The sequence below is a fragment of the Mesorhizobium sp. LSJC269B00 genome, assembly GCF_000502815.1.
Taxonomy (GTDB): domain Bacteria; phylum Pseudomonadota; class Alphaproteobacteria; order Rhizobiales; family Rhizobiaceae; genus Mesorhizobium.
Window position 1 is genome coordinate 166,191 of the sequence record NZ_AYVN01000010.1, and the last position, 20,198, is coordinate 186,388.

A 20,198-nucleotide genomic window follows, 5' to 3' on the forward strand; every position below is an offset into this window, starting at 1 on the left:
CCTGGCGTGCGGCCACCTCTGCGCTCACACAAAGATCTGGAGCCTTGCCATGGCATTCCTGAGCGGTCTTTCCGCGTTCCCCATCACCCCGACCAATCGTGACGGCCGCGTCGATAGCGTTGCCCTGCGCAGGCTGATTGCTCGGCTTGGCATTGCTCAGGTCGATTCCATCGGTCTTCTCGGCAGCACCGGCACATACATCTATCTGTCGCGCGAGCAACGGCGGCGGGCGCTCTCCGAGACCTTGGACCAAACGGCGGGGCAAATGCCGGTCGTGGTGGGTGTGGGCGCGCTGCGCACCGATGAAGCCGTGGGGCTCGCGCAAGACGCCAAGGCCCTTGGAGCAGCTGCGGGTTTGCTTGCCGCCGCCTCCTACACCCCGCTTACTGATGACGAGGTGTTCGAACATTTCTCCACGGTGGCGCGCGAAAGTGGCCTGCCGATCGTCGTCTACGACAATCCAGGAACGACGCATTTCCATTTCAGTCCACCCCTTGTCAGCCGCCTGGCAAAGGTGGCTGGGATTGTCGCCATCAAGAATCCGACAGACAAAAGCGATGCGATCAAGAACCACCTGACCGCCCAGAGGCGCACACTGCCGGAAGGGTTCTCGATTGGCTACAGCGGCGACTGGAACGCCGCCGAGGCCATGATCGCCGGCGCCGACACATGGTACAGCGTCCTTGCGGGCATCCTGCCCGAGGTCTGCATGACGATCGTCACAGCGGCGCAACAGGGCGATGCGGCCGAAGCGCGACGGATCAATGCCGCGCTGGTCCCGATCTGGAGCCTCTTCAAGGAGTTCTCGAGCCTTCGCGTCGTCTATGCACTCGCTGAATTGCTCGACGTTTGCAGTGCCGAACCCCCGCGTCCCATCCTGCCTCTGCCCCCAGCAGCGAAGCGCCAGATCGCCGCCGCGTTGAAAGGTTTGCCATCGGATGCCAGCCGGTGAACAGCAAACCCCGTTCGGCAAGTGAAAGGAAGTGCATGTATTTACCCGCTCATTTCGAGAATTGATCGAAAACAACGCACTCGGCGTGCTGATAGCCATGGCTGGAGCGGTCTCGACGCCAATCACACCCCTTCGAACTCGACAATCGACTGCGGAGGTACAGACTGCGCAGGGCACTCCGCCCATGCCGCACCGTTCGCCTTCAAACTAGGAATCGGTGGTTTGTCCATTTGAATGGCATCGAGCCGGCGCTTTACTCCGGCCCGGTGCGCGCATTGAAGCCGGTGCCAATGCCGCCGGCGAACACCAGATTTCCGTCCTCGACATTCGCCAGAGCACGCTTCCCGACCGCCGTAACTGTTGCCGGGTTCGCAGCCGATGACGATGAACTCATCACTCAGCACGCATTTTGTCTCACCCATTCTTGGCGCCGGCCGGATCGATATGGACTGACACGCAGCTTGGAGACGATGCCGTCGAGGCCGAACTGGCAGACTTGCGCGAGAATGTCGCTGCCGCCGCTGATCTCGTCGCTCAGAACGATGCCGTTTGGGCGGCGTCTCAGCAGGTTAACTAGCGCTTTGCGCCGATCGACGAGTGGCCGATCGCGAAGACCCTCGCCGTCGATCTTGAGCAGGTCGAAGCCGGCAAGCATGGTCCTGACGTCTCCCGCCGCGGCCAAGAACCCGCTGAAGACTGGGAATGCGCGACAAGCCTTCTGGTCAACGACGAACGCCTCACCGTCTATTATCGCGTCCGAGGCGCCGAGCTCGGCCACCGCCCGGGACGATAGTCGGAAACCTGAGGGTCCAGTCGTGGAGGTTGCGGGTCGAGGTAGGCCCCCATCGATAGTCGTCCCATTTCATTTCGTGTAGCCAATCAGGGCCCTGCCGGACGCGGCCGACCAGCGGTCGATGTTCGCGACGACCCGAATGTCCAGTCTCGTGTAACTCAGCCTAAAGCGGCCTGTCCGCCCAAAAAATGACATTCAGTTGCCTCCAGCCTTTCGACACGACCCACTTCACGATCTCGTAACTCGCCAACCTAGCGGCTTGTTGCTTGAGCTGCGCGTTCCTAGGGTGTGGTCGCTAGGCCTCAGCAACAAGAGCTCGGTTGCCAGGCGGGCGGAGGCTCAACGAGATAGCCAGCTCAGGACAAGGAGAGCAAGCAATGGTCGCTTTTACCCTCAATGGCGAGGCGCGAACACTCGACGTCGATCCAGAGATGCCGCTGCTCTGGGCGGTCCGTGACGTCATCGGACTCACGGGAACGAAATTCGGTTGCGGGCTTGCCCAGTGCGGCGCTTGCACGGTTCACGTTAACGGCATGCCGACGCGCTCGTGCCAGACCGCAGTCGGCGACATCGAAGGAGCCTCGATCACCACCATTGAGGGTGTGTCGGGCAAGATAGGCGAAACGGTCCAGGCCGTGTGGGCCGAGTTCGACGTACCTCAATGCGGCTATTGCCAGTCTGGCCAGATCATGTCGGCCGTGGCCCTCCTTACAGAAACGCCTAAGCCGACGGACGATGATATTGATTCGGCGATGAGCGGCAATCTCTGCCGCTGCGCCACCTATCATCGCATCCGCGCGGCCATCCACGAGACCGCCAACCGGCTGGAGACTTGAGGCATGTCGCAGTTTCTCTCGAAGCATAACTCCGTGCGGCCCACGCGCCGCCGGTTCCTCGTCGGCGCGGGCGTCACCACCGCTGGCCTCGCCGTGGGCTACCGGCCAGTGCTGGCGGCGTCCGACATCGCACAAACGACTACTGCAAAGGTTCAGGCGAACCCCTTCCAGACCTATGTCGAGATCACAAAGGAGAACCGAATCATCATCTACTCCTCGCAGTTCGAGATGGGACAAGGCTCCTATTTCGGCATCGCCACCCTGGTTATGGAAGAGCTCGACGGCGACTGGGCGCAGGTGGACGTGGTCGGCGGATATGGCAATACCGCGCTCTACGGCAATGTCGCCTGGGGCGGGGCCGCACAGGTAACTGGTGGCTCCACGTCGATGAGTTCGTCGTGGGAACGCTACCGCAAGGCGGGTGCTGCCGCACGGGCCTTGCTGGTGGCGGCCGCGGCGCAGCGGTGGGATGTGCCAGCCGGCGAGATCAAAGTCGCTTCCGGGGTCGTGTCGCACGCCTCAGGGATGCAGGCGCGCTACGGTGACCTGGCTGAAGCCGCAGCGGGAATGCCGGTTCCCGACGACGTGCCGCTAAAGCCGCGCGACAAGTGGGCCCAGATCGGATCGGACAGCCTCAAGCGCTACGATTCCGCCGGCAAGACCAACGGCGCGCAGACCTACACGATCGACCTCATGATGGAGGGACTCCAGACGGCCGTTATGATCCATCCGCCGAAGTTCGGCGCCGAGATCGAGAGCTTCGACGCAACCAAGGCCAAGGCACTCGACGGCATTGTCGATGTCGTCCAGACGCCGCGAGGCATTGCCGTGGTTGGCAGGGACACCTGGACGGCGCTGAAGGGCCGCGACCTCGTGGAGGTGACCTGGAACGAGGAGAAGGCCGAAGAGCGCGGCACGGCCGAGATCATGGCCGAATACAACAAGGCAGCAGACGATCTGGGCGCGGCCACCGCGCGCGACGACGGTAACACTCCCGCAGCGTTCGCCAGTGCTGAGAAAATCATCGAGGGGCACTACGAATTCCCCTATCTTGTTCATGCTTCGATCGAGCCACTCAACGCGGCCGCCCGAATCAACGAAGACGGCACCATCGACGTCTGGGGCGGACACCAGATGCCCGACCTTTATCAGGCGGCTGCCGCTCAGGTAGGCGGCACCACGCCGGACAAGGTGAGGCTGCACGTGATGAAGACCGGCGGCAGTTTCGGCCGCCGCGCGGTCTTGGATGCAGATGTCATCATCGAAGCTGTTTCCACAGCGCGTGCACTGGGACGCGGCAAGCCAGTGAAGGTGCAGTGGACCCGCGAGAATGACATGCGGGGTGGGCGGTACCGGCCGGCCTATGTGCACGCAGTCAAGGCGGGGCTCGACAAGAAAGGCAATGTCGTCGCTCTCCATGACCACATCGTGGGCCAATCGGTCTTGGGCGGTTCGACCTCTGCGGCGATGATCAAGAACGGCATCGATCCAACCTCCGTAGAGGGCGCCACCAACCTGCCCTATGCGATCCCGAACCTGAAGGTCGAGCTGACCACCACGGACGTGAACATCCCGGTGCTGTGGTGGCGTTCGGTAGGCTCCACCCACACCGCTTACGCGGTGGAAACCCTGATCGATGAGCTCGCCGCCGCTGCGAACCGTGATCCGGTCGACTTCCGCTTGTCAATGCTCGGTCACCATCCACGGCATGCCGCCGTGCTTAAAGTGGCTGCTGAGAAGGCAGGCTGGGACAAGCCTCTGCCGGAAGGCCGTTTCCGCGGCGTGGCCATGCATGAAAGCCTCTCGACCTATGTCGCCGATGTGGTGGAGATCACCCTCAACGATGAAAATGGTTTCAAGGTCGACCGCGTCGTCTGCGCGGTAGATTGCGGCACCGCGATAAATCCTGACCAGATTCGCGCTCAGATGGAGGGCGGTATCGGATTCGGGCTAGGCGCGATCCTCCAGGAGGAGCTGACCCTGAAGGGCGGTGTCGTAGACCAAGAGAACTACGATACCTATACACCGCTCAGGATCGAGCAGATGCCGCGAGTCGAGGTGCACATTGTGCCGTCCGAGGAGCCGCCCACGGGAGTTGGTGAGCCAGGTGTGCCGCCGATCGGCCCGGCCGTCGCCAACGCGCTACGGGCGGCGACGGGCAAGACTATCCGCAAGCTGCCGATTATAAAGAACATGTCAGGAATGACACCATGAAACAGCCGCGATGAAGATCGCGCCGTTTTCGAACGCCTCCTGACAGGCGCTCATTTCCATGGGTCAAATTCCGGCGGCTGCCCGCTCCAATAGCCGGTTTGGAGACGGCACCCCGTGTTCTGAACGACCACAGACGGGCCTTGGCGCCGGTTCCACTGAAGAACCGCTTTCGAGACGCAAATGCGTCCACTCCATTGAAGAGCACAACCGTATAGCACCAGGAAGGCTAGCTACCTCCATCGCTTCGGAGACCCAGGAACCCTCAGAAAACCGAACCTCCCGAGCTCAGAGGCGCTCGTGATCACAATCGCGCTGGTGCGTGGATCATTGTTCAAGGGTTTGCCGATAGGCAGGCGAGATGGCCGATCGACATGATCTTCGCCCGATGCCCTACAAACACAATGCCAGCCGCTGTCACGGAGTCGCGAAGACGAAGGCAATGAGGGTCGACGCCGATACTCGTCGTTTGGTTGACAGAGCGCTTGGAATGCCATGCGCTTCACATCGGAGTAGCCATCCGGGAAGCCTGAAGCGCTTTGAAAACGCATGTGCTGCGGCTGTTATTTATAGCGTGGATGACTTTGATCAAAACAATCGATTTCATCACTCTTCCGGAATCGTGCATGGACAAAAAAGAGCCTCACGCACCAATCACACGCTGCTCTATCGCGTGACGAAAGCTGCCTTAGGAATAATCCAAAGGAGAAAATCTTCGATGCGCCCTGACGTGCAGTGGAGGTCGTGCCGAGAAAGTGAGTTGCAACTGGCCGACAAAGTCGGGCGGTGCGACCATGGTCGCTTCGGAGAATGAAATCGGGCCAGTTCACGGGGGCGGTACTGTTATTCGTCGACGGCCGCCCTTCCCAAGAACAGGCGGCATCGCAAGTTGGTTCTGCCGATGAAAACGACATCGCCGGATACATGTCAGCAGCCGCTCAGGATTGGATGATCCAGCCAAGCTCTCGGCGTGATGGCACTGTAGGCGTCACAGTCGAAGCATCTCATTGATCGTTTATGAGGCTTTCTTCGATGCCGCTGATGCCTGACGGGCGGTCGCAGCTGCAGGCGACAACACGGCCTATTTAGTTGGAAACAGTCGAGGTAAGCCAATTTGGCTTCCCGTTACTATCTGGAGAAAGAAATGCTGTGCCTAGGAATCAGCGGCGGACTTGACCAAGTCCATGAAAACCGATTCGAACGTCCGAACGCCTTTATGCACGACGGCGCCGCGGTGCTCGTCCGAGACGGAAAGGTGATAGCCGCCGTAGAAGAGGAACGCCTCAATCGAATCAAGCACTCGAACAAGCTGCCAAGTGGTTCGATTCAATACTGTCTCTCGACGGCCGGGGTTCAGCTCAGCGACATTGATCGTGTCGCGGTCTACGCCAGCGAGCCCTATGCCAACGCCATGCTTGAAGGTATGTCCGCTTCCCAACCGGACATTCTCTCCACTCCGTTGGATGCTAAAATGTTGGTGCAGAACCTGTTAGCGCGTGAGTTCGGCACTAAGTTGGACAGTTCGCGTATTTCATTCGTAGGTCATCATCAGGCGCACGCCGTGAGCGCCTTTGCAATGTCGGGCTTCGAACAAAGTCTCATTCTAGCGATTGATGGCTGTGGTGATTTCCTGTCGGGCCTTGTGGCGGTAGGGTCTGGCACAGAAATTACGCAAATCGAGGCTTTCCCGGAGGACAATTCTCTTGGGCTGTTTTATCTCGAGACGATCCGCTGTCTCGGCTACGGCATGTTCGACGAGTATAAGGTAATGGGACTCGCGCCCTATGGCGACCCCGCTCCCTATCGCGAGCTCTTCGAGCAGTTCTACGAGCTCTCCGCCAACGGTGGCTACCGTGTTCACCTCGACCGCATCGGTCCGGCGTTGCTCCGCAACATCGAGATCAGGCGAAAGGGAATGCCTTTCACCCAGCAGCATCGAGATGTGAGTGCGTCACTGCAGGAAGCGCTTGAGCGGATCGTGTTCCACATTCTCCGGCACCACCGTGAGGCCACCGGCATGAAGCGGTTGTGTCTGGCGGGAGGGGTAGCCCACAACTGCACGATGAACGGCAAGCTGCTGTATTCAGGGCTTTTCGAAGACATCTTCGTGCAACCCGCGTCTCACGACGCTGGCTGCGCATTGGGAGCTGCGCTGATAGTCTCTAACGAGATGGGCCGCCCCGCGCCGCGTGAGCGACTGCAGGAGGTCTATTGGGGTCCTGATCTCGGGAGCGACCGCGCCGTGGAACAGGAACTGAATGCATGGTCCGGACATCTCGAGGTTGAACGCTCTTATGACGTAGCGAGCAGTGCAGCCCACTGGATCACCAACGGCGCCGTGATCGGCTGGGTGCAGGGTCGTTCGGAGTTTGGGCCACGTGCGCTGGGCAACCGCAGCATTCTTGCCGACCCTCGGCCCGCTGCAAACAAGGACCGGATCAATGCCATGGTCAAGAAGCGCGAAGGCTATAGGCCTTTCGCACCATCTGTGCTGGAAGAGGATGCGAGCGAATTTTTCGACCTCCCGGACGGTAAGCACGAATTTCCATTCATGAATTTCGTCGTTCGCGTGCGTGACTCAAAGCGCGCCTTGTTGGGTGCCATTACGCACGTCGACGGTACGGCTCGGCTGCAAACAGTATCGCGCGATGCCAACCCCGCTTACTGGGAGGTCATCAATGCGTTCAAGAAGCGGACAGGCACTCCAATTCTGCTCAATACGTCCTTTAACAACAATGCTGAACCGATCGTGGATACGGTTGCAGACGCGATTGCCACATTTTTGACGACAGAGCTGGATGGACTTGTGGTCGGGCCCTTCCTGGTAAAAAAACGGGCTGCAACGCTGCAGGATTGGACTGCGCTTGCGATTTCATTGCCTCCCTCAGTCTCCCTCCATCAAACCCGTGCTTACACAGCGCGAGATCATCAGGAGACTGTCTGCGAGATTATTCCGAACCACTCCAGCATTGACAGTGTGCGAATTTCAAACGACCTGTTTAATCTGCTGATGCGGATTGAGGGCGAAGCCGTGTTAAGCGATCACCTCAATATAATTGCGCCGGATAAGGCTAAGCATGAAGCTCTGCTGGAGGACCTGCGAAGACTGTGGGAGCAGCGCCTGGTTCGGCTGCATCCCTCACAAGCTGCTCGGATGGATCATGGGTCCGATAAAACGCCGGACCAGCCTAACAGGCTATCAATGTGATAGAGATGCCGCTCAAGCTCGGCCAATCAATAGTGTTCATCGACCCCGCCTGCGAGCTCACCGCTGTGATTAGGGGGGTCGAGGTCGCCCTGGTCAGTATGCTTAGGAATGCTATTGAATGGGTCGTGTGCCTGGGTTGGAAAGGCGGGTCTGGCCTCACCGGACTTCTGTGTCGAGAGGTCCAGCCCGCAAAACTTTAGAAACTGGCGATGATGACCTAAGCGGCGAAGATCGCCGGCTTCGGCAACGACGGTCAATGCCTCGATCGGTCCGATGCCCGGGATTTGTCGCAGGAGCTGATAATCCTGGCTGTGCCGCAGCAGATCGTCGGCCTGTGCTTCGATCTCATTGCGGTGCCGGATCAGGCTGCGTGCTTCGTCAATGACCATCTGGAACATGCGAATGGCAGGCGCATCAAGTCATCCAGTGGCAGCGGCAATCCGATCGATGGGCGCGCCGTCTCGAAAACATCGTCAGAATCTGTGTCTTGCTGACCTTGCGGCCGACGGCATCCCAAGCTGCTGCCACAAACTCCTCCTTCGTCAGCGCCGTGAAGCTTGCTGGGGTCGGAAAGGCATGGAGGAAGGCAAAGAACCGATCGCTGCGGCTGTTCCCCCGGAAGCGATCGATCTCGGGAAAATACAGCGGCTGGTAGTGTGTCAGCATGCGGTGCTGGATCTCGGTCTAGGCCCTGGCGATCGCTTCATGTGTCTTCGACAGTTCATGCACTTCGTTGATGCCGGCTCGCAGCGGATCATGGTAGACCTGCGTCGCCTGTATCCTGAGCATGTGTAGGATCACCTGGGCATCGATCTTCTTGCCGAATATGACGCCGAAGGCCTAAGGAAGCCCAGGCATCTGTTCTCGATTTTGCCTACTAGGCTGACGAGAAGGTCGCGTGCCGACAGCAGCACCCGCACGACACAGGTGCCGTGGCTCTTGATGCGAACCTGCTTAAACCATCCGGTCCGTCCGATCTGAGCAAGGCCCGCCGCTCGCGGCGGCCCGATTTGTCCGGCATCATCGAGAGGGCGGCGCTTGACACGATCGGAAGTCCGCGCTTCGTTAACTCGTTCCAGAGCCAGATCGCAAGCGGTCACGGCTCCATGCCGATCCGCTCCGTCTCCGCAGCTCCACAGTCCCGCCCGCATCTCCCGGTCGCGCCCGGGTAGCCATTGCGCTGCAAGGCGGGTCTGATCGCTACGGCGGCGCCGCCACCATCAGTCGGTTCGGCGACAAAGCCAATCATCTCCCGTAAGAGAAGTGCTTTCGGGCAAGTTCCGCAGGTTCAAGGAGATCGTTGACGGCGCCGCCACTTGGGAGCTGCGTCGAGTGCATGGTCGAGCTTGCCGCCCAAGGTACGTGGCTTCGAAATGCGTGCGATTGCGCCTCATTCAAGACCGGTAGCGGGTGGTCGCCGACATACAACGGGGCGCCGGCGACTGAAACGAACCCGTCGGCCACGACGGAGCAATCCTGCCGCCTGACCAGGCGCGTGGAAAAGTATCACAACGGTGACCACAGCGTCGCTTCAGGCCGTCAAAAGCTATTGCCGTGCGTCAAGGCGGGCTAGGTGACCCGTCGGAGGCCGGCACCAGCGGCTTTGTCGGGACAAGACCATGCTATTGGGATTTGGCCGCCGCAGCCGCGAGCATCGCTTCTCCCATCGCAATGGCCCCTTGGGCACGCAGCATTTCACCAGGGTTCTGAATGTCGCGCACCTCTTTGTTCTGGCTGAGTTTTGATTTTCCAACCAGGCCGGTGATCTCGATCTCCAGGGCGACGATTGCCTTGACCATCGTGTCGATGAAGTCCCTCGGCGCGTCGCCCATCTTCCATGGGACCGGCTGGGAGGTTTCTTGCATATGAGTGAGCTTCGCCACGTTGCGGCGCACATACCGCTCATCATCCCGGACAGTGATGCGTCCGTGGGCATGGACGACGAGATAGTTCCACGTCGGCACCTGCTTGTGGAATTCATGCTTGCTTGGATACCAGTTCGGCGAGATGTAAGCGTCGGCCGCACGGAAGATTACGAGAACCTCATCGCCATTGGCGACTTCCTCCCAGACTGGATTCTTGCGGGCAACATGGCAATTGAGGACGCCCTTGTCTCCCTTCGAGCGGTCGAGCTCAAAGGGGACGTGGTTCGCGTCGAGGACGCCTTTGCTGTGGGTGACCAGGATACCGAGCGGGTGTCTCTCGATAAGCTCGAACAGGGCGTTCTGATCGGGGACGGCAAAATGTGGCGGAACGTACAACGCTAAATCTCCTGTCGTGAATGGCGGCTGTTAGTGATCGGCGAAATCTTACGGAACGGGCCCCTGAATCTTCGCTGCCGTCGACGAGTGCCCCGGATCTCGGTGTCCACTACGCTCAAGCACCGCCATCGTGAAGTGGGCGGGCACATCAGATGCCGCCGCGTATGCGTGCGGTTGATCAGTGACAAGCCGCGCACTCTCGCCTTCGCTTAATATTACCACATGGGCACCTACCACAACGCTCAGGGCACCCTGACTGACCGAGATCAGCTCGCGCGTATCCGGACTATGAGCGTCCGCGGAAAACACGTCGCCCGGCATAATGACCCAGCTCCACAATTCGAACATCGTGCGCCCCGAGGTCGATGAATGAAGTTGTGCAAAGCTTCCCTTGGCGCTTGTCCAAAGTGTCCTTGTCTCTATCCGCTCAATAGGAAGGCGAACTGTGGAAGCCTCGTCATTCAGCAAATCGGCCACGGAGAGCGAAAACGCCGCCGCCAGTCGGCAAAGTATGCCGATACTAGGGTTCGCCTTGCCTTGCTCCAGCGAGACGACGGTTCCTTTGGACAAGCCGCTCAGTTTTGCCAGTCGATCCAGGGTCAGATTTTTGTCGCGCCTCAAGTCTCGGATTCGAACCGCTATAGCTTTGCCAAGCACCTGCTCGGAACCCATCGCTGTCGCAACATCGGTCATTATATTGACTTAGGACCTCGGCTCACCTATTGTGGTCAGTATAATGACCAGGCCGAAATTGCAACTGCCCGTTAGGAAGGAAATGACCGATGCGTTTTGAGACGAAGGCGATCCACTGCGGCCGAGGGGTCGACGCGTCCACGGGGGCCGTATCCATGCCGCTGCACACCAGCACGACGTTCGAACGCGGTGTCAACGGGTCATTTCCGTCCGGCTTCGAATACACAAGGGATGGAAATCCTACACGCAATGCGTTCGAGGCGGCCATGGCGACGCTTGAGGGAGGGGAAGACGGCATCGCCTTCGCTTCGGGCATGGCCGCAATCGCTGCAGTATTCGAGAGCCATCCGTCGGCGGGTCGGATCGTTCTGCCGGATGACATGTATTTCGGCATTCGTTCGCTGATCGAAGAGACCGACATTGGGTCTCGCTTCGACTTTGCCCCAGTCGACATGCGCGATTTGGACGCTTTGCGCGCCGCGGTGACATCGAAGCGGACTGGCCGCCGTCAAACCCGATGATCCGCGTTGTCGACATTGCGGCCATCTGCGCAATCGCGCACGAGGCAAACGCCTTGGCGGTGGTGGACAATACGTGGGCCACCCCAGTGCTTCAACTGCCACTCGAAATCGGGGCAGACGCGGTGATGCACTCGGCGACAAAGTACATTGGCGGCCACTCGGATTTGATGGCCGGTGTCGTCATTGTCCCAAACGCGTCACCCCTCGGTCGCCCATTGCGGATGGTCCAGAAACACAAGGGCAGCGTCGCAGCGCCCTTCGACTGTTGGCTGGCGTTGCGGGGTCTGCAGACATTGCCGGTCCGCATGCGCGCCCATTGCGAAGGCGCCCAGAAAGTGGCCGAGGCCCTGGCGTCTCATCCCCGCGTCGAAAAAGTGCTCTTTCCTGGTCTGCAAACTGATCCGGGACACGATCTTGCTACGCGGCAAATGAGCCATTACGGAGCGATGCTATCTTTTATCGTCGAGGGCGGAGCCGATGCTGCAATGGCCGTGGCCGGCCGCCTGAAGATTGTTGTCCGGGCGACAAGCCTTGGCGGGACGCATTCTCTGATTGAGCATCGCGCATCCGTTGAAGGTGCGAAGTCCAAAGCGCCAGGTGGATTGCTGCGAATTTCTGTAGGGCTTGAACATCCTCAGGACATTATCGATGACCTGATGCAGGCCCTAGGCGAAACCTGCAAAGCGGGAGTCCAATGACGGGTGCAAGACTCTGGCGCCGCTTTATGTGGCGGCTGGCGCAGCCGACGATCGGCAGAACAATGTTCCTGCTGAGTAGAACGCACGTCCTCTGGTGAACCGCTATCGCCGTGTCGCATCGTCTCGGGCGCGTGGTCGCATGGGTGATGAACGTCTTCGGGTTTCTGGACGATGGCCACGCGCTCGACCGGAAGCGGAAATACCCAGATTTGCCGTTGACCTACTGCTGCTCGACCTCGTCGGAGATCGCGTTCAACAGATGGGATGGATGTGCTGGCACTACGGCAGTTTGACAAGCCGGCCATCGGGGCGCTAGCACCGTCCAAAGCCAAGAGTCGCAGGGCAGAACTGACCGCACCAAGCGGGCTGCGGGACCCATCAGCTAACGGCCAGGTTGGTACCTCAACGCGCATCAGCACCGTGGATGCCACATTGTCCTTGTTGCGAGCGCGATCTCGGAACTTCGTTGTGACGCAGTCAGTGCACAGAGCCGCACCGCTGCAAGCAAATGAGCGGAAGAACGACACCCAGTGGAGGCGAGAAGTGATGCGGCGTCAAGATCCTCCGCGCTTTGCGGCAAACACACTGATCCCTCTTCACAACCCGGTCTTTCGTTCTATCTGGACAGCCACGCAGATATCCAGCCTTGGCTGGCTGGTGCAGAGCGTGGCTATAAGCTGGCTCATGGCCACGATTTCAGCCTCCGATCTGATGGTTGCGCTCGTACAGGCTGCATCGACACTGCCCGCGTTCTTCCTGTCGATCCTTGCTGGAGCCATTGCAGACAGCTTCAGCCGCCGTGGCGTGATGCTTGCCGGACACTGCCTGATCGCACTGGCATCCACGGCGCTGGCACTCTCTGTGGGACTGGGCTTTGCTAGTCCATGGCTGATCCTGGGACTGAGTTTCTTGGCCGGATGCGGCTTTGCCTTGAACGATCCAGCCTGGCACGCCTCGGTCGGCGATATCCTGGAAAAGCGCGACATACCCGCTGCAGTGACGCTGATGTCGGTGGGGTACAACGTGGTTCGGAGCATAGGACCGGCGCTGGGCGGTGTAATCTTAGCTTTGCTGGGCCCCCTTACGGCTTTCGCCCTCGCTGCGCTAAGTGACCTGGTCCCGTTGAGCGCTGTTTTGCGCTCACAGTGGCAAGTTCGCTCTTCGCCTCTTCCGCGCGAGCGGATGACTACGGCCATTCATGATGGCATGCGATTCACGGCGATATCCTCAGAGATCAGAGTGGCGATCGTGCGTGCAACCCTGTTCGGGCTATCAAGCATCTCGATCCTTGCTTTGCTCCCCCTCCTGGTTCGCGACCAACTGGCGGGAGGGCCAATTGTGTACGGCGTGCTATTGGCCGGCTTCGGCACAGGCGCCTTCATCGCCGGCATTGGCAGCAGCTACTTGAGACGCATCACGTCCCAGAACCGATTGATCACGCTCGCATCCGTTGCTTGCGCAACGTGCTGCCTTTTGATGGCCCTCACATCGTCGGTGGCTGTGGCGGCGATCGCGCTTGCAATCGGTGGCGCTGGCTGGGTTGTCACCTGGACCGGAACCGACGTGTGTGTGCAGTTGGCAAGCCCAAGGTGGGTCGTTGGTCGCACCCTGTCCATTTATTACGCCCTGACCTACGGCGGCATGGCAGCGGGTAGCTGGATCTGGGGTGCTGTCGCGCAGTACTATTCTCTGACGTGGGCTTTGGAAGGTGCTGCAGCGGCACTGTTGCTGGGCGCGGCTGTGGGAAAGCTATTGCCGGTGCGGCTATGGGAGGAATCGGATCAAGCGGCCGTCGACTTCAGGCCACCAGAACTGGCCCTCCCTTTGAAGCCCAGGAGCGGTCCGATCGTGATCAAGGTGGAGTACTCGATACTCGAGGAGAGTATCGATGAATTTCTGAGCTGCATGCGCGAAAGGCGGCGCGTTCAGAGCCGCGCCGGTGCGCGGGACTGGACCCTCCAGCGAGACCTTCAGAAGTCGACGCTTTGGACCGAGACATTCCGCACGCCGACATGGACGGACTATCTTCGTCTAAACCATCGACTAACGGTGAATGACAGGGACATAGGCGAGCGCCTTGCCGCTCTGCACATGGGTGATTCTCCGCCTCGCATCTCACTTTCAATCGAGCGGTCGACAAGCCCCGCCCCCGGCAGCCAAGTCCAGCCTGTGCCTTTTGTATCGCGCCCGTGAGAAAACCAAGACTTGTCTGGGCTTGCAAACGGAACGAGCTACTCCTTAATTTGCCTGCCCGGATTGCAAATCGTTCCGGCCGGTTAGGCGAACATGAGGATTCGCGTGGCAATTATGTCCATCACGGGTCCCATGTTCAGCCCGAGACCCCCCTCTCTGCCGCCAGATCGGCTTGAGCACGGATTCAGGTCGCCTGTCCTTTGCATAGCGGCGGGCAACGAATAGCGAGGGGGCGGAGGGTATCCCCGTCTGTGAAGCGGGCAGAGGAGGATCCGCAAGGCGGGTTGCTGGGGAGACGGGCCGCGCGCCTCTTTCCGCCTAGTTTTCTCCGTTACAAAGTCCCCCGGGACGGACTGCCAGTTCACGCCAGGGCCAACAGCATGCTCGCACGGGCGACCGCCGCGTCTGCCGGTCCTGCGAGTAGAATAAGATCGGGAAGTGCGGCTTCATCCTCGATGCCAGAACTCGCGTCGCCGTACCGCGGCCGCCAGAGCCCCTTGCGCTGTCACGAGTCAGCCCACCTTTCTAGCTGGCAGCGCATCGGGAGCCGATCCGCAGCACCTGTCGGCGCGCCTTCCGTGTCAACGCAGAACATGGTGCATATTCCCAGCGCTTTTTGACAGAGCGAACTACAAAATGCAGAACACTGACTCTCCGCCAAATGAATGCTGCGAGCAAGCAGCAGGCGGAGGAACTCCGTCTGGGCTGAGTATGTGTTTCAACGCAGACAAATAAATTATAGCCAGTTCACGAAACGCCGGGCCCGCTCCTCTGGCGTCCGATCATCCAGGAAATCCCCTCGGCGCGCACCACGCCAGACACCTCCTTGCCGATATGATGCTCAAGCACCGGCCGCCAAGGCACCAGCGTGAACTCGCGCGATTTCTCGATGACACCGTATTTTCCGCCGGCGAGCTCGACGCAGCAGCGCAGCGTTCCGTCTATTCGATTGCCATGCTGCGCTTCAGAATACGAGAGCCCGAGTTCGTCCGAGAGCTGACTGGCAACACGGTTCAGCTCTCGTTGGCGCAGCATTGAAAGCATGTTGGCGCGATAGATGACCCGATCCTGCGCATCATGGGCAAGACCTTGCGCGATCAGCCACTGCTGTCGGCGGGCCTGGATCTGACGTACTTCGCGACCGAAGCCAGAGTCGCGCAAGGACTCAGGGTGGGCTGATACCAGCTCCTGGTCGATCCAGGTGGCGCCGTCGAAGCCTACTTGGCTCTCCAGCGGCATTGATGAGAGCTTGTCGACGACAACAGGCTGGGCCCTCGCTCGCTGACGCTCGTAATCCGCAACGCGGTTGAGATGGTCGGGCGCGACTGTCCATGTGCCGTCCGGCTCGCGCTCGACGCCACCGGTCGCACGGCGGATCGCCTCCAGTCGCCGCACGTGCGTTTCGGCAAAGCGTTCGGTGGCCGAGGGGTCATGCTTGAGATGGATATCGATGCTGTAGCGCCCGTCGTTGACCGTGGCGATGCCGGCAATTGTGCGGTCGACTTTTCTTGGCCCGGTGTCCCTCGGCCTGACCCGCACTATGCAGCCCTCTGGTGTCGGTTGGGTGGCCTCGCCTTTGCCGATATCAAAATAGTGGCTTTTGCCGTCCACGCCGTCGACGACGAGGTAATGGCGGTCAGTGATTTCGTCGGCCAGCCCGCGCCCGACGACACGTCCGACCACGGTTTGAGCCGACCCGTCGGATCGATCGTGGATAAGATGGTCGGCGGCACTGCGGACGAGCCCCTTGCCGGTCAGCTCGCGATGGATGGTCTTGACGATATCGCCGCGCGCGCCGATGCGGCGTAGCGTGGCTTCGAGCTCATCCTCCAGGCGCCAGCGACCGGCAGGCATCTCCCCGGCGAGGCCCATCCGCTCGAGCTTGCGCAGGCGGCCCTGGTGCAGCGTCTGGCGAAAGGTGTGTCGGCTGGCCAGTGAGACACACCCCTCATCGTCGCGCATGCGCATCAGCTGCCGGTCGATGCTGGTGAAGCGTTCCTGATCCATCTCCTGGCGCAAGCGCTGCTCGATCTCGCGGTCGGTGCGCGGGCCAAGGTCGAGGCTAACCAGTTCGGCTGCGCGCTCGCGCAAGCCAGAGGAGATGTAGTCACGCGCTATGACAAGGTTTTCGCCGTGATCATCCCTGCCGCGCACGATGATGTGGGTGTGGGGATGGCCGGTGTTGAAATGGTCGACGGCCACCCAGTCTAGCGTGGTGCCGAGGTCTTCTTCCATTTGCGCCATGAGGCGCCGGGTGAGCGGCTTCAGGTCATCATACTCGATACCGTCTTCAGGGGCGACGATGAAGCGGAACTGATGACGGTCACCGTTCGCGCGATCGAGAAAGGCCCTGCCGTCCGCGCGGTCATTGTCGGCAGCGTAGAGCTCGCCACGCTCGCCTTCCCGGGTGACGCCGTCGCGCTGGAGGTAGCGGAGGTGCGCACGAGCCCCGTCGGCTCCCTTGCCGGCCAGCTTGACGATGCGTGCCTTGACGACTGCGCGCCGCTGCCGAAACGCCGCGTCGCGGTCGCGCGCTCTAAGAACGGCGGCAGCGGCCCCGCCGCGCCCCACCCGGCTTCCGATGAAGCGGCTGCCGCGTCCGCTCCTGCCGCCTGCTCGGTTGATCGCGGCCTGCACCTGGCCAGCGTAGCGTTTGCCCGCCTTCGAGCCGCGCGAGCCAATTTTGCCGAGCTTCGGCGTGAATTCGTCATCCTGCAAGCGGCCTCCGATGAACCAGCAGCAAAATCAGAAGCTTGCCCGCCAGACCCTCCTGGACCCGGAGGCAACCTCCTGGAAAAACGATGTGCAGACAAACACTTCGCCGCCTCCAGGAGGCGCTGCCTTTATCTTGCCTTCCGCGGACCTGCCTCCCTGCCCCCGCCCGAACCACGGTAGCCGCTGCCCTCACCTGCGATCCGGCCGGCCTGATCTTGCTCGCTCCGATCCGAGCGGCACCAGGAGTTGGCCATTCGGGCCGGTCACGGAAACACCGTTTCGGAGAAAAAACAGCGACTGCCCGGACGGGATTCCCGGCGCGCTTTTGGAACGGGATTTGCCGGTGAGCGCGTCCATATCGCCGGCCGAAATGCCCGCCGCCTTGATCTCTTCCAGATACGAAACCGTCTCGCTAGGCAGCGGTCGCCCGCGCTGCAAATGCTGTTCGTAGCGCTCCGGCCCAGCGTTATAGGCTGCAAACAGGCCTGGAAATCCGAAGCGGTCATACATGGCGCGCAGATAGGCAGTGCCTGCCAGAATGTTGTCGCGAGGGTCGTGCGGGGCGGCTCCCAGGCCAAGCTCTGCGCGCAACTCCTCGTAGGTGCCTGGCATCACCTGCATGAGGCCAATGGCGCCGGCGCTCGACGTGACCGGCCGCCCATTGAGCTTCGTCTGCCCCCGGCTTTCGGCATCCATGACGGCATAAATCCAGGTTTGTGGAATGCTGAAACGCCGGCTTGCTTCGGCTACGAAGGGCTGCCATCTTGCAAGCTGCGGACTATGGGAGATGACGACCGGCTTCGTGTTGGTCGCGGCGGAACAGGAGCATGGTGCGAGACACGCCATGCTCAGCATAAGGAGGGTCACTCGGTCCATAGCGGCACGAGCCTCCCGATGATGTTTTCGGTCGGCACCGGCCCGAAATAGCGGCTGTCGAACGAGCGATCTTTATCGCTGCCGAGCAGGAAAACCTCGTCGGCGGCGAGTTTTCGGCATGCATTCCACCAAGGCAGCGGACGGTGCTGCGTGTCGGTTGCAAGCCGGCGCGCGGCTATCTCGCCGCCGATGATGATGGCGTCGCCGAAGGTGCAGACATGCTCGCCGGGCAGCGCCGCAAGGCGCTTGATCAGCGGCACGTTGCTGGGCAGATAGAAGCGTTCGGCGGCGAGATCGGCGACCGGTCTTGGTGGGCGGACGAGTACGAGATCACCACGAGCGGGCGATCCGGACGCGACGCGATAGAGGCCGACCGGCGCACTCGCCGAGGCGTTCCAGACCAGCCAGGGCGATGGTTTGCCGAAGGCGGCGAAGCCGATCAGGCCAAGGCCGATTGTGGCAACGACGATCGTCTTGCGGGCTCGAATGCGCCGCAGATGGCGGCCGATCAGACGGATGGTGGGACGCCGGCTCATGAGCGGCCTCCCTCGCCGGCCGAGCCGGAATCGTGCCCGCCGTCCTCGGGCCCGGTCTCCTGCGCGTGCCCCTTCGACCAATCGTCGAGTTCGTCGATGTGATAGCGGACATAGCGGCCGTGCTTCCGGAATTGCGGGCCGCCGCCTTTGAGGCGCATCTTCTCCAGCGTGCGCTGGGACAGCCCGATATAGAAGGCCGCCTGCGCGGTATTGAGAAACGGACTGCCCTTCTTGGCGCGGGCTGCGCGTTCGTTTTCGTCGTCCATGATGATCCTCGTTTCGCTACGGACAAGCCAAGGCGAGGATCGGCGAGCGAGATCGTTTTGGGGACGGGCGAAGAGTGGGGGGCGAGTTTTCGCCGCCCCCTTCGGCGGCCTCACGGGTCCTGAGAGAGGACCCCGCGCCGGTGGCGGCGCGGGGCTTTCCGGATCGGCCGGTTAGTCGACCGGGTTCCAGATGATGGCGTAAGTGTCGTCGTCATCCTGGCCGGCGGCGCGGCCGAGATTGGCGTAGAGCTTGCGGGGGCCAAACTCGGGGGCGGCAATCGACAGGCTCACATAGTCCTTGCCGGAGGTCTCGCCGGTGCGGATCCAGCCCGCACCCACTTCGACCCCTTGCGTCAGCACCCGGAAGTCGGGATGGGTGTCGGCGCTCTTTGCCTGATTGGGCACGATATCGATGTCGGCGCGGACGCTGAGCGTCTTGAGCTGGCCCTTGTAGCCGCCGTTTTCCTGTTTGGTGACGTATCCGATCGCGGTCATTTCCAGTCTCCTCTTGGTGCTCGCAAGGGACCATTCCCCTGCGATGGCGGACCGTGATGGGCGCGTCCGGACCGCCGGAACCGGGACGGCCGCAGCGATAGCGGAGGACCCGCGCGGGCAGCTTTTTTGAAGCGAAGCGGCGCGAGGAAGCCGCCGCAGGCGGCGGGGAAAAAAGCTGCCGGCGAGGGTTTCGGGCGGGCCTGATCCGCCCATAGGTCGACAAGCCAGCCGCAGGGAATGGTCCCCGAGACACAATGGAGACAGGTGGCGCGATCGGTGACACAAGAAGCCGGCCGCAATGCAGAGCGCCGGCTGCGCGGGCTCTGTCGGCAACCGGATCGGACAATTGGCCCCATGGGCCTTTGGCGCCTCAGCAAGCAACCCGGCGCGGTGCGGGGCTGCCGAAATGGGGCGAACTGGCGTCGGAATTTCTCGCGCGCGGCACTGGCTCGACAAGACGCCCAATCGGCAGCCGGCGTGGCCCCGTAGCGGCGCGCGCGACCTGAGCGGCGGTAATCGAGAGAACCGCCGCTCGGGCCCTGATCGACTATTCGCGCACGAACAGCGGCTGCACTTGTGTCCACTGATCGGCGGTGCGGAGCCGCTGCGGCTGGTGTAGCTTTCGGCCGGGAATTTCATCCAGCGCGGCAGCCAGGTCTCGACCCAGGGGCGGCCATTCTCGCCCGCCAGGAAGTCGCGGATGATGTTCTTTTGCGTCTTGACCTTCTCGGCGACATTGCCGTCCGCGACCAGCTTGCCGCCGACGTCGGCCAGCATCGAATTGGCGATTTCCTTGTCGCGCAAGAGGTCGAAGAAGGCATCGTCCGGTTGCCACCATATGCCCATGTCGACGTTCAGGTGGTTGCCGAGCGCCTCGACGACGGCGCTGCCGGCTGCAAGCGTCTCGGCCATGACAAGGGTGAGAACGCGCATGACATCGTCGT

General features: G+C 61.2%; 16 protein-coding genes and 1 pseudogene. 7 read left to right on the plus strand and 10 right to left on the minus strand.

The annotated features are described in order from the left end of the window. Positions 1-49 precede the first annotated feature (49 nt). Positions 50-952, plus strand: coding sequence for a dihydrodipicolinate synthase family protein (locus X771_RS143175; protein WP_023689391.1), 903 nt, complete (start codon positions 50-52; stop codon positions 950-952). A 253-nt stretch (positions 953-1,205) separates the two neighbouring features. Here the strand turns inward: X771_RS143175 and X771_RS1000000168300 are convergent, their stop codons facing one another. Both X771_RS1000000168300 and X771_RS1000000167090 read right to left on the minus strand, forming a co-directional pair. Continuing rightward, positions 1,206-1,346 (minus strand): hypothetical protein, encoded by a 141-nt coding sequence (locus tag X771_RS1000000168300; RefSeq protein WP_023689392.1) that lies wholly within the window; start codon positions 1,344-1,346, stop codon positions 1,206-1,208. 3 nt (positions 1,347-1,349) lie between these two features. Next, a complete protein-coding gene (locus X771_RS1000000167090) occupies positions 1,350-1,730 on the minus strand; it encodes a hypothetical protein (RefSeq protein WP_023689393.1) in 381 nt (126 codons plus the stop codon). A gap of 392 nt (positions 1,731-2,122) precedes the next feature. Between X771_RS1000000167090 and X771_RS143170 the strand changes: the two genes are divergently transcribed. The 3 genes from X771_RS143170 to X771_RS143160 all read left to right on the plus strand — a co-directional run bounded on the left by X771_RS143170 (position 2,123) and on the right by X771_RS143160 (position 8,000). Next, the gene (locus X771_RS143170; protein ID WP_023689394.1) at positions 2,123-2,581 is read left to right on the plus strand and encodes a (2Fe-2S)-binding protein; all 459 of its coding nucleotides are present in this window, start codon (positions 2,123-2,125) and stop codon (positions 2,579-2,581) included. 3 nt (positions 2,582-2,584) lie between these two features. Further along, a complete protein-coding gene (locus X771_RS143165; protein ID WP_023689395.1) occupies positions 2,585-4,795 on the plus strand; it encodes a xanthine dehydrogenase family protein molybdopterin-binding subunit in 2,211 nt (736 codons plus the stop codon). Between the two features lie 1,141 nt (positions 4,796-5,936). Next, positions 5,937-8,000: a carbamoyltransferase gene (locus X771_RS143160; RefSeq protein ID WP_023689396.1), complete on the plus strand. Its 2,064-nt coding sequence runs from the start codon at positions 5,937-5,939 to the stop codon at positions 7,998-8,000. Positions 8,001-8,158: 158 nt separating this feature from the next. Here X771_RS143160 and X771_RS01000000165250 read toward each other — a convergent pair. From X771_RS01000000165250 to X771_RS143150, 3 genes and pseudogenes are all read right to left on the minus strand, one after another. Beyond that, a pseudogene (locus tag X771_RS01000000165250) lies at positions 8,159-8,810 on the minus strand (transposase); the annotation flags it as partial. A gap of 812 nt (positions 8,811-9,622) precedes the next feature. Beyond that, positions 9,623-10,261, minus strand: coding sequence for an FMN-binding negative transcriptional regulator (locus X771_RS143155; RefSeq protein ID WP_023689401.1), 639 nt, complete (start codon positions 10,259-10,261; stop codon positions 9,623-9,625). A gap of 48 nt (positions 10,262-10,309) precedes the next feature. Then, positions 10,310-10,954: an XRE family transcriptional regulator gene (locus X771_RS143150; protein WP_023689402.1), complete on the minus strand. Its 645-nt coding sequence runs from the start codon at positions 10,952-10,954 to the stop codon at positions 10,310-10,312. 89 nt (positions 10,955-11,043) lie between these two features. Between X771_RS143150 and X771_RS1000000169795 the strand changes: the two genes are divergently transcribed. The 3 genes from X771_RS1000000169795 (at position 11,044) to X771_RS143145 (ending at position 14,366) form a co-directional block, all read left to right on the plus strand. Then, the gene (locus X771_RS1000000169795; protein ID WP_198025852.1) at positions 11,044-11,475 is read left to right on the plus strand and encodes a PLP-dependent transferase; all 432 of its coding nucleotides are present in this window, start codon (positions 11,044-11,046) and stop codon (positions 11,473-11,475) included. After that, positions 11,472-12,173: a PLP-dependent transferase gene (locus X771_RS1000000168860; RefSeq protein WP_198025853.1), complete on the plus strand. Its 702-nt coding sequence runs from the start codon at positions 11,472-11,474 to the stop codon at positions 12,171-12,173. The genes X771_RS1000000169795 and X771_RS1000000168860 overlap by 4 nt, the downstream gene beginning before the upstream one ends. Positions 12,174-12,719: 546 nt before the next feature. Further along, complete coding sequence (locus X771_RS143145) at positions 12,720-14,366, plus strand: MFS transporter (RefSeq protein ID WP_023689403.1); 1,647 nt, start codon at positions 12,720-12,722, stop codon at positions 14,364-14,366. 747 nt (positions 14,367-15,113) lie between these two features. Here X771_RS143145 and rlxS read toward each other — a convergent pair. From rlxS to X771_RS1000000165970, 5 genes are all read right to left on the minus strand, one after another. After that, positions 15,114-17,084 (minus strand): relaxase/mobilization nuclease RlxS, encoded by a 1,971-nt coding sequence (gene rlxS, locus X771_RS143140; protein WP_023689404.1) that lies wholly within the window; start codon positions 17,082-17,084, stop codon positions 15,114-15,116. A gap of 186 nt (positions 17,085-17,270) precedes the next feature. After that, positions 17,271-17,957, minus strand: a complete 687-nt coding sequence (locus tag X771_RS143135) for a lytic transglycosylase domain-containing protein (RefSeq protein WP_023689405.1) — start codon at positions 17,955-17,957, stop codon at positions 17,271-17,273. Further along, positions 17,945-18,493 carry a signal peptidase I gene (gene lepB, locus X771_RS143130; RefSeq protein WP_023689406.1) on the minus strand — a complete coding sequence of 183 codons (549 nt, stop codon included), beginning with the start codon at positions 18,491-18,493 and terminating at the stop codon, positions 17,945-17,947. Before lepB ends, X771_RS143135 begins: the two co-directional genes overlap by 13 nt. Then, a complete protein-coding gene (locus X771_RS143125) occupies positions 18,490-18,759 on the minus strand; it encodes a helix-turn-helix domain-containing protein (protein ID WP_023672373.1) in 270 nt (89 codons plus the stop codon). The genes lepB and X771_RS143125 overlap by 4 nt, the downstream gene beginning before the upstream one ends. Positions 18,760-18,930: 171 nt before the next feature. Continuing rightward, positions 18,931-19,254, minus strand: a complete 324-nt coding sequence (locus tag X771_RS1000000165970) for a DUF736 domain-containing protein (RefSeq protein WP_023672372.1) — start codon at positions 19,252-19,254, stop codon at positions 18,931-18,933. Between the last annotated feature and the right edge of the window lie 944 nt (positions 19,255-20,198).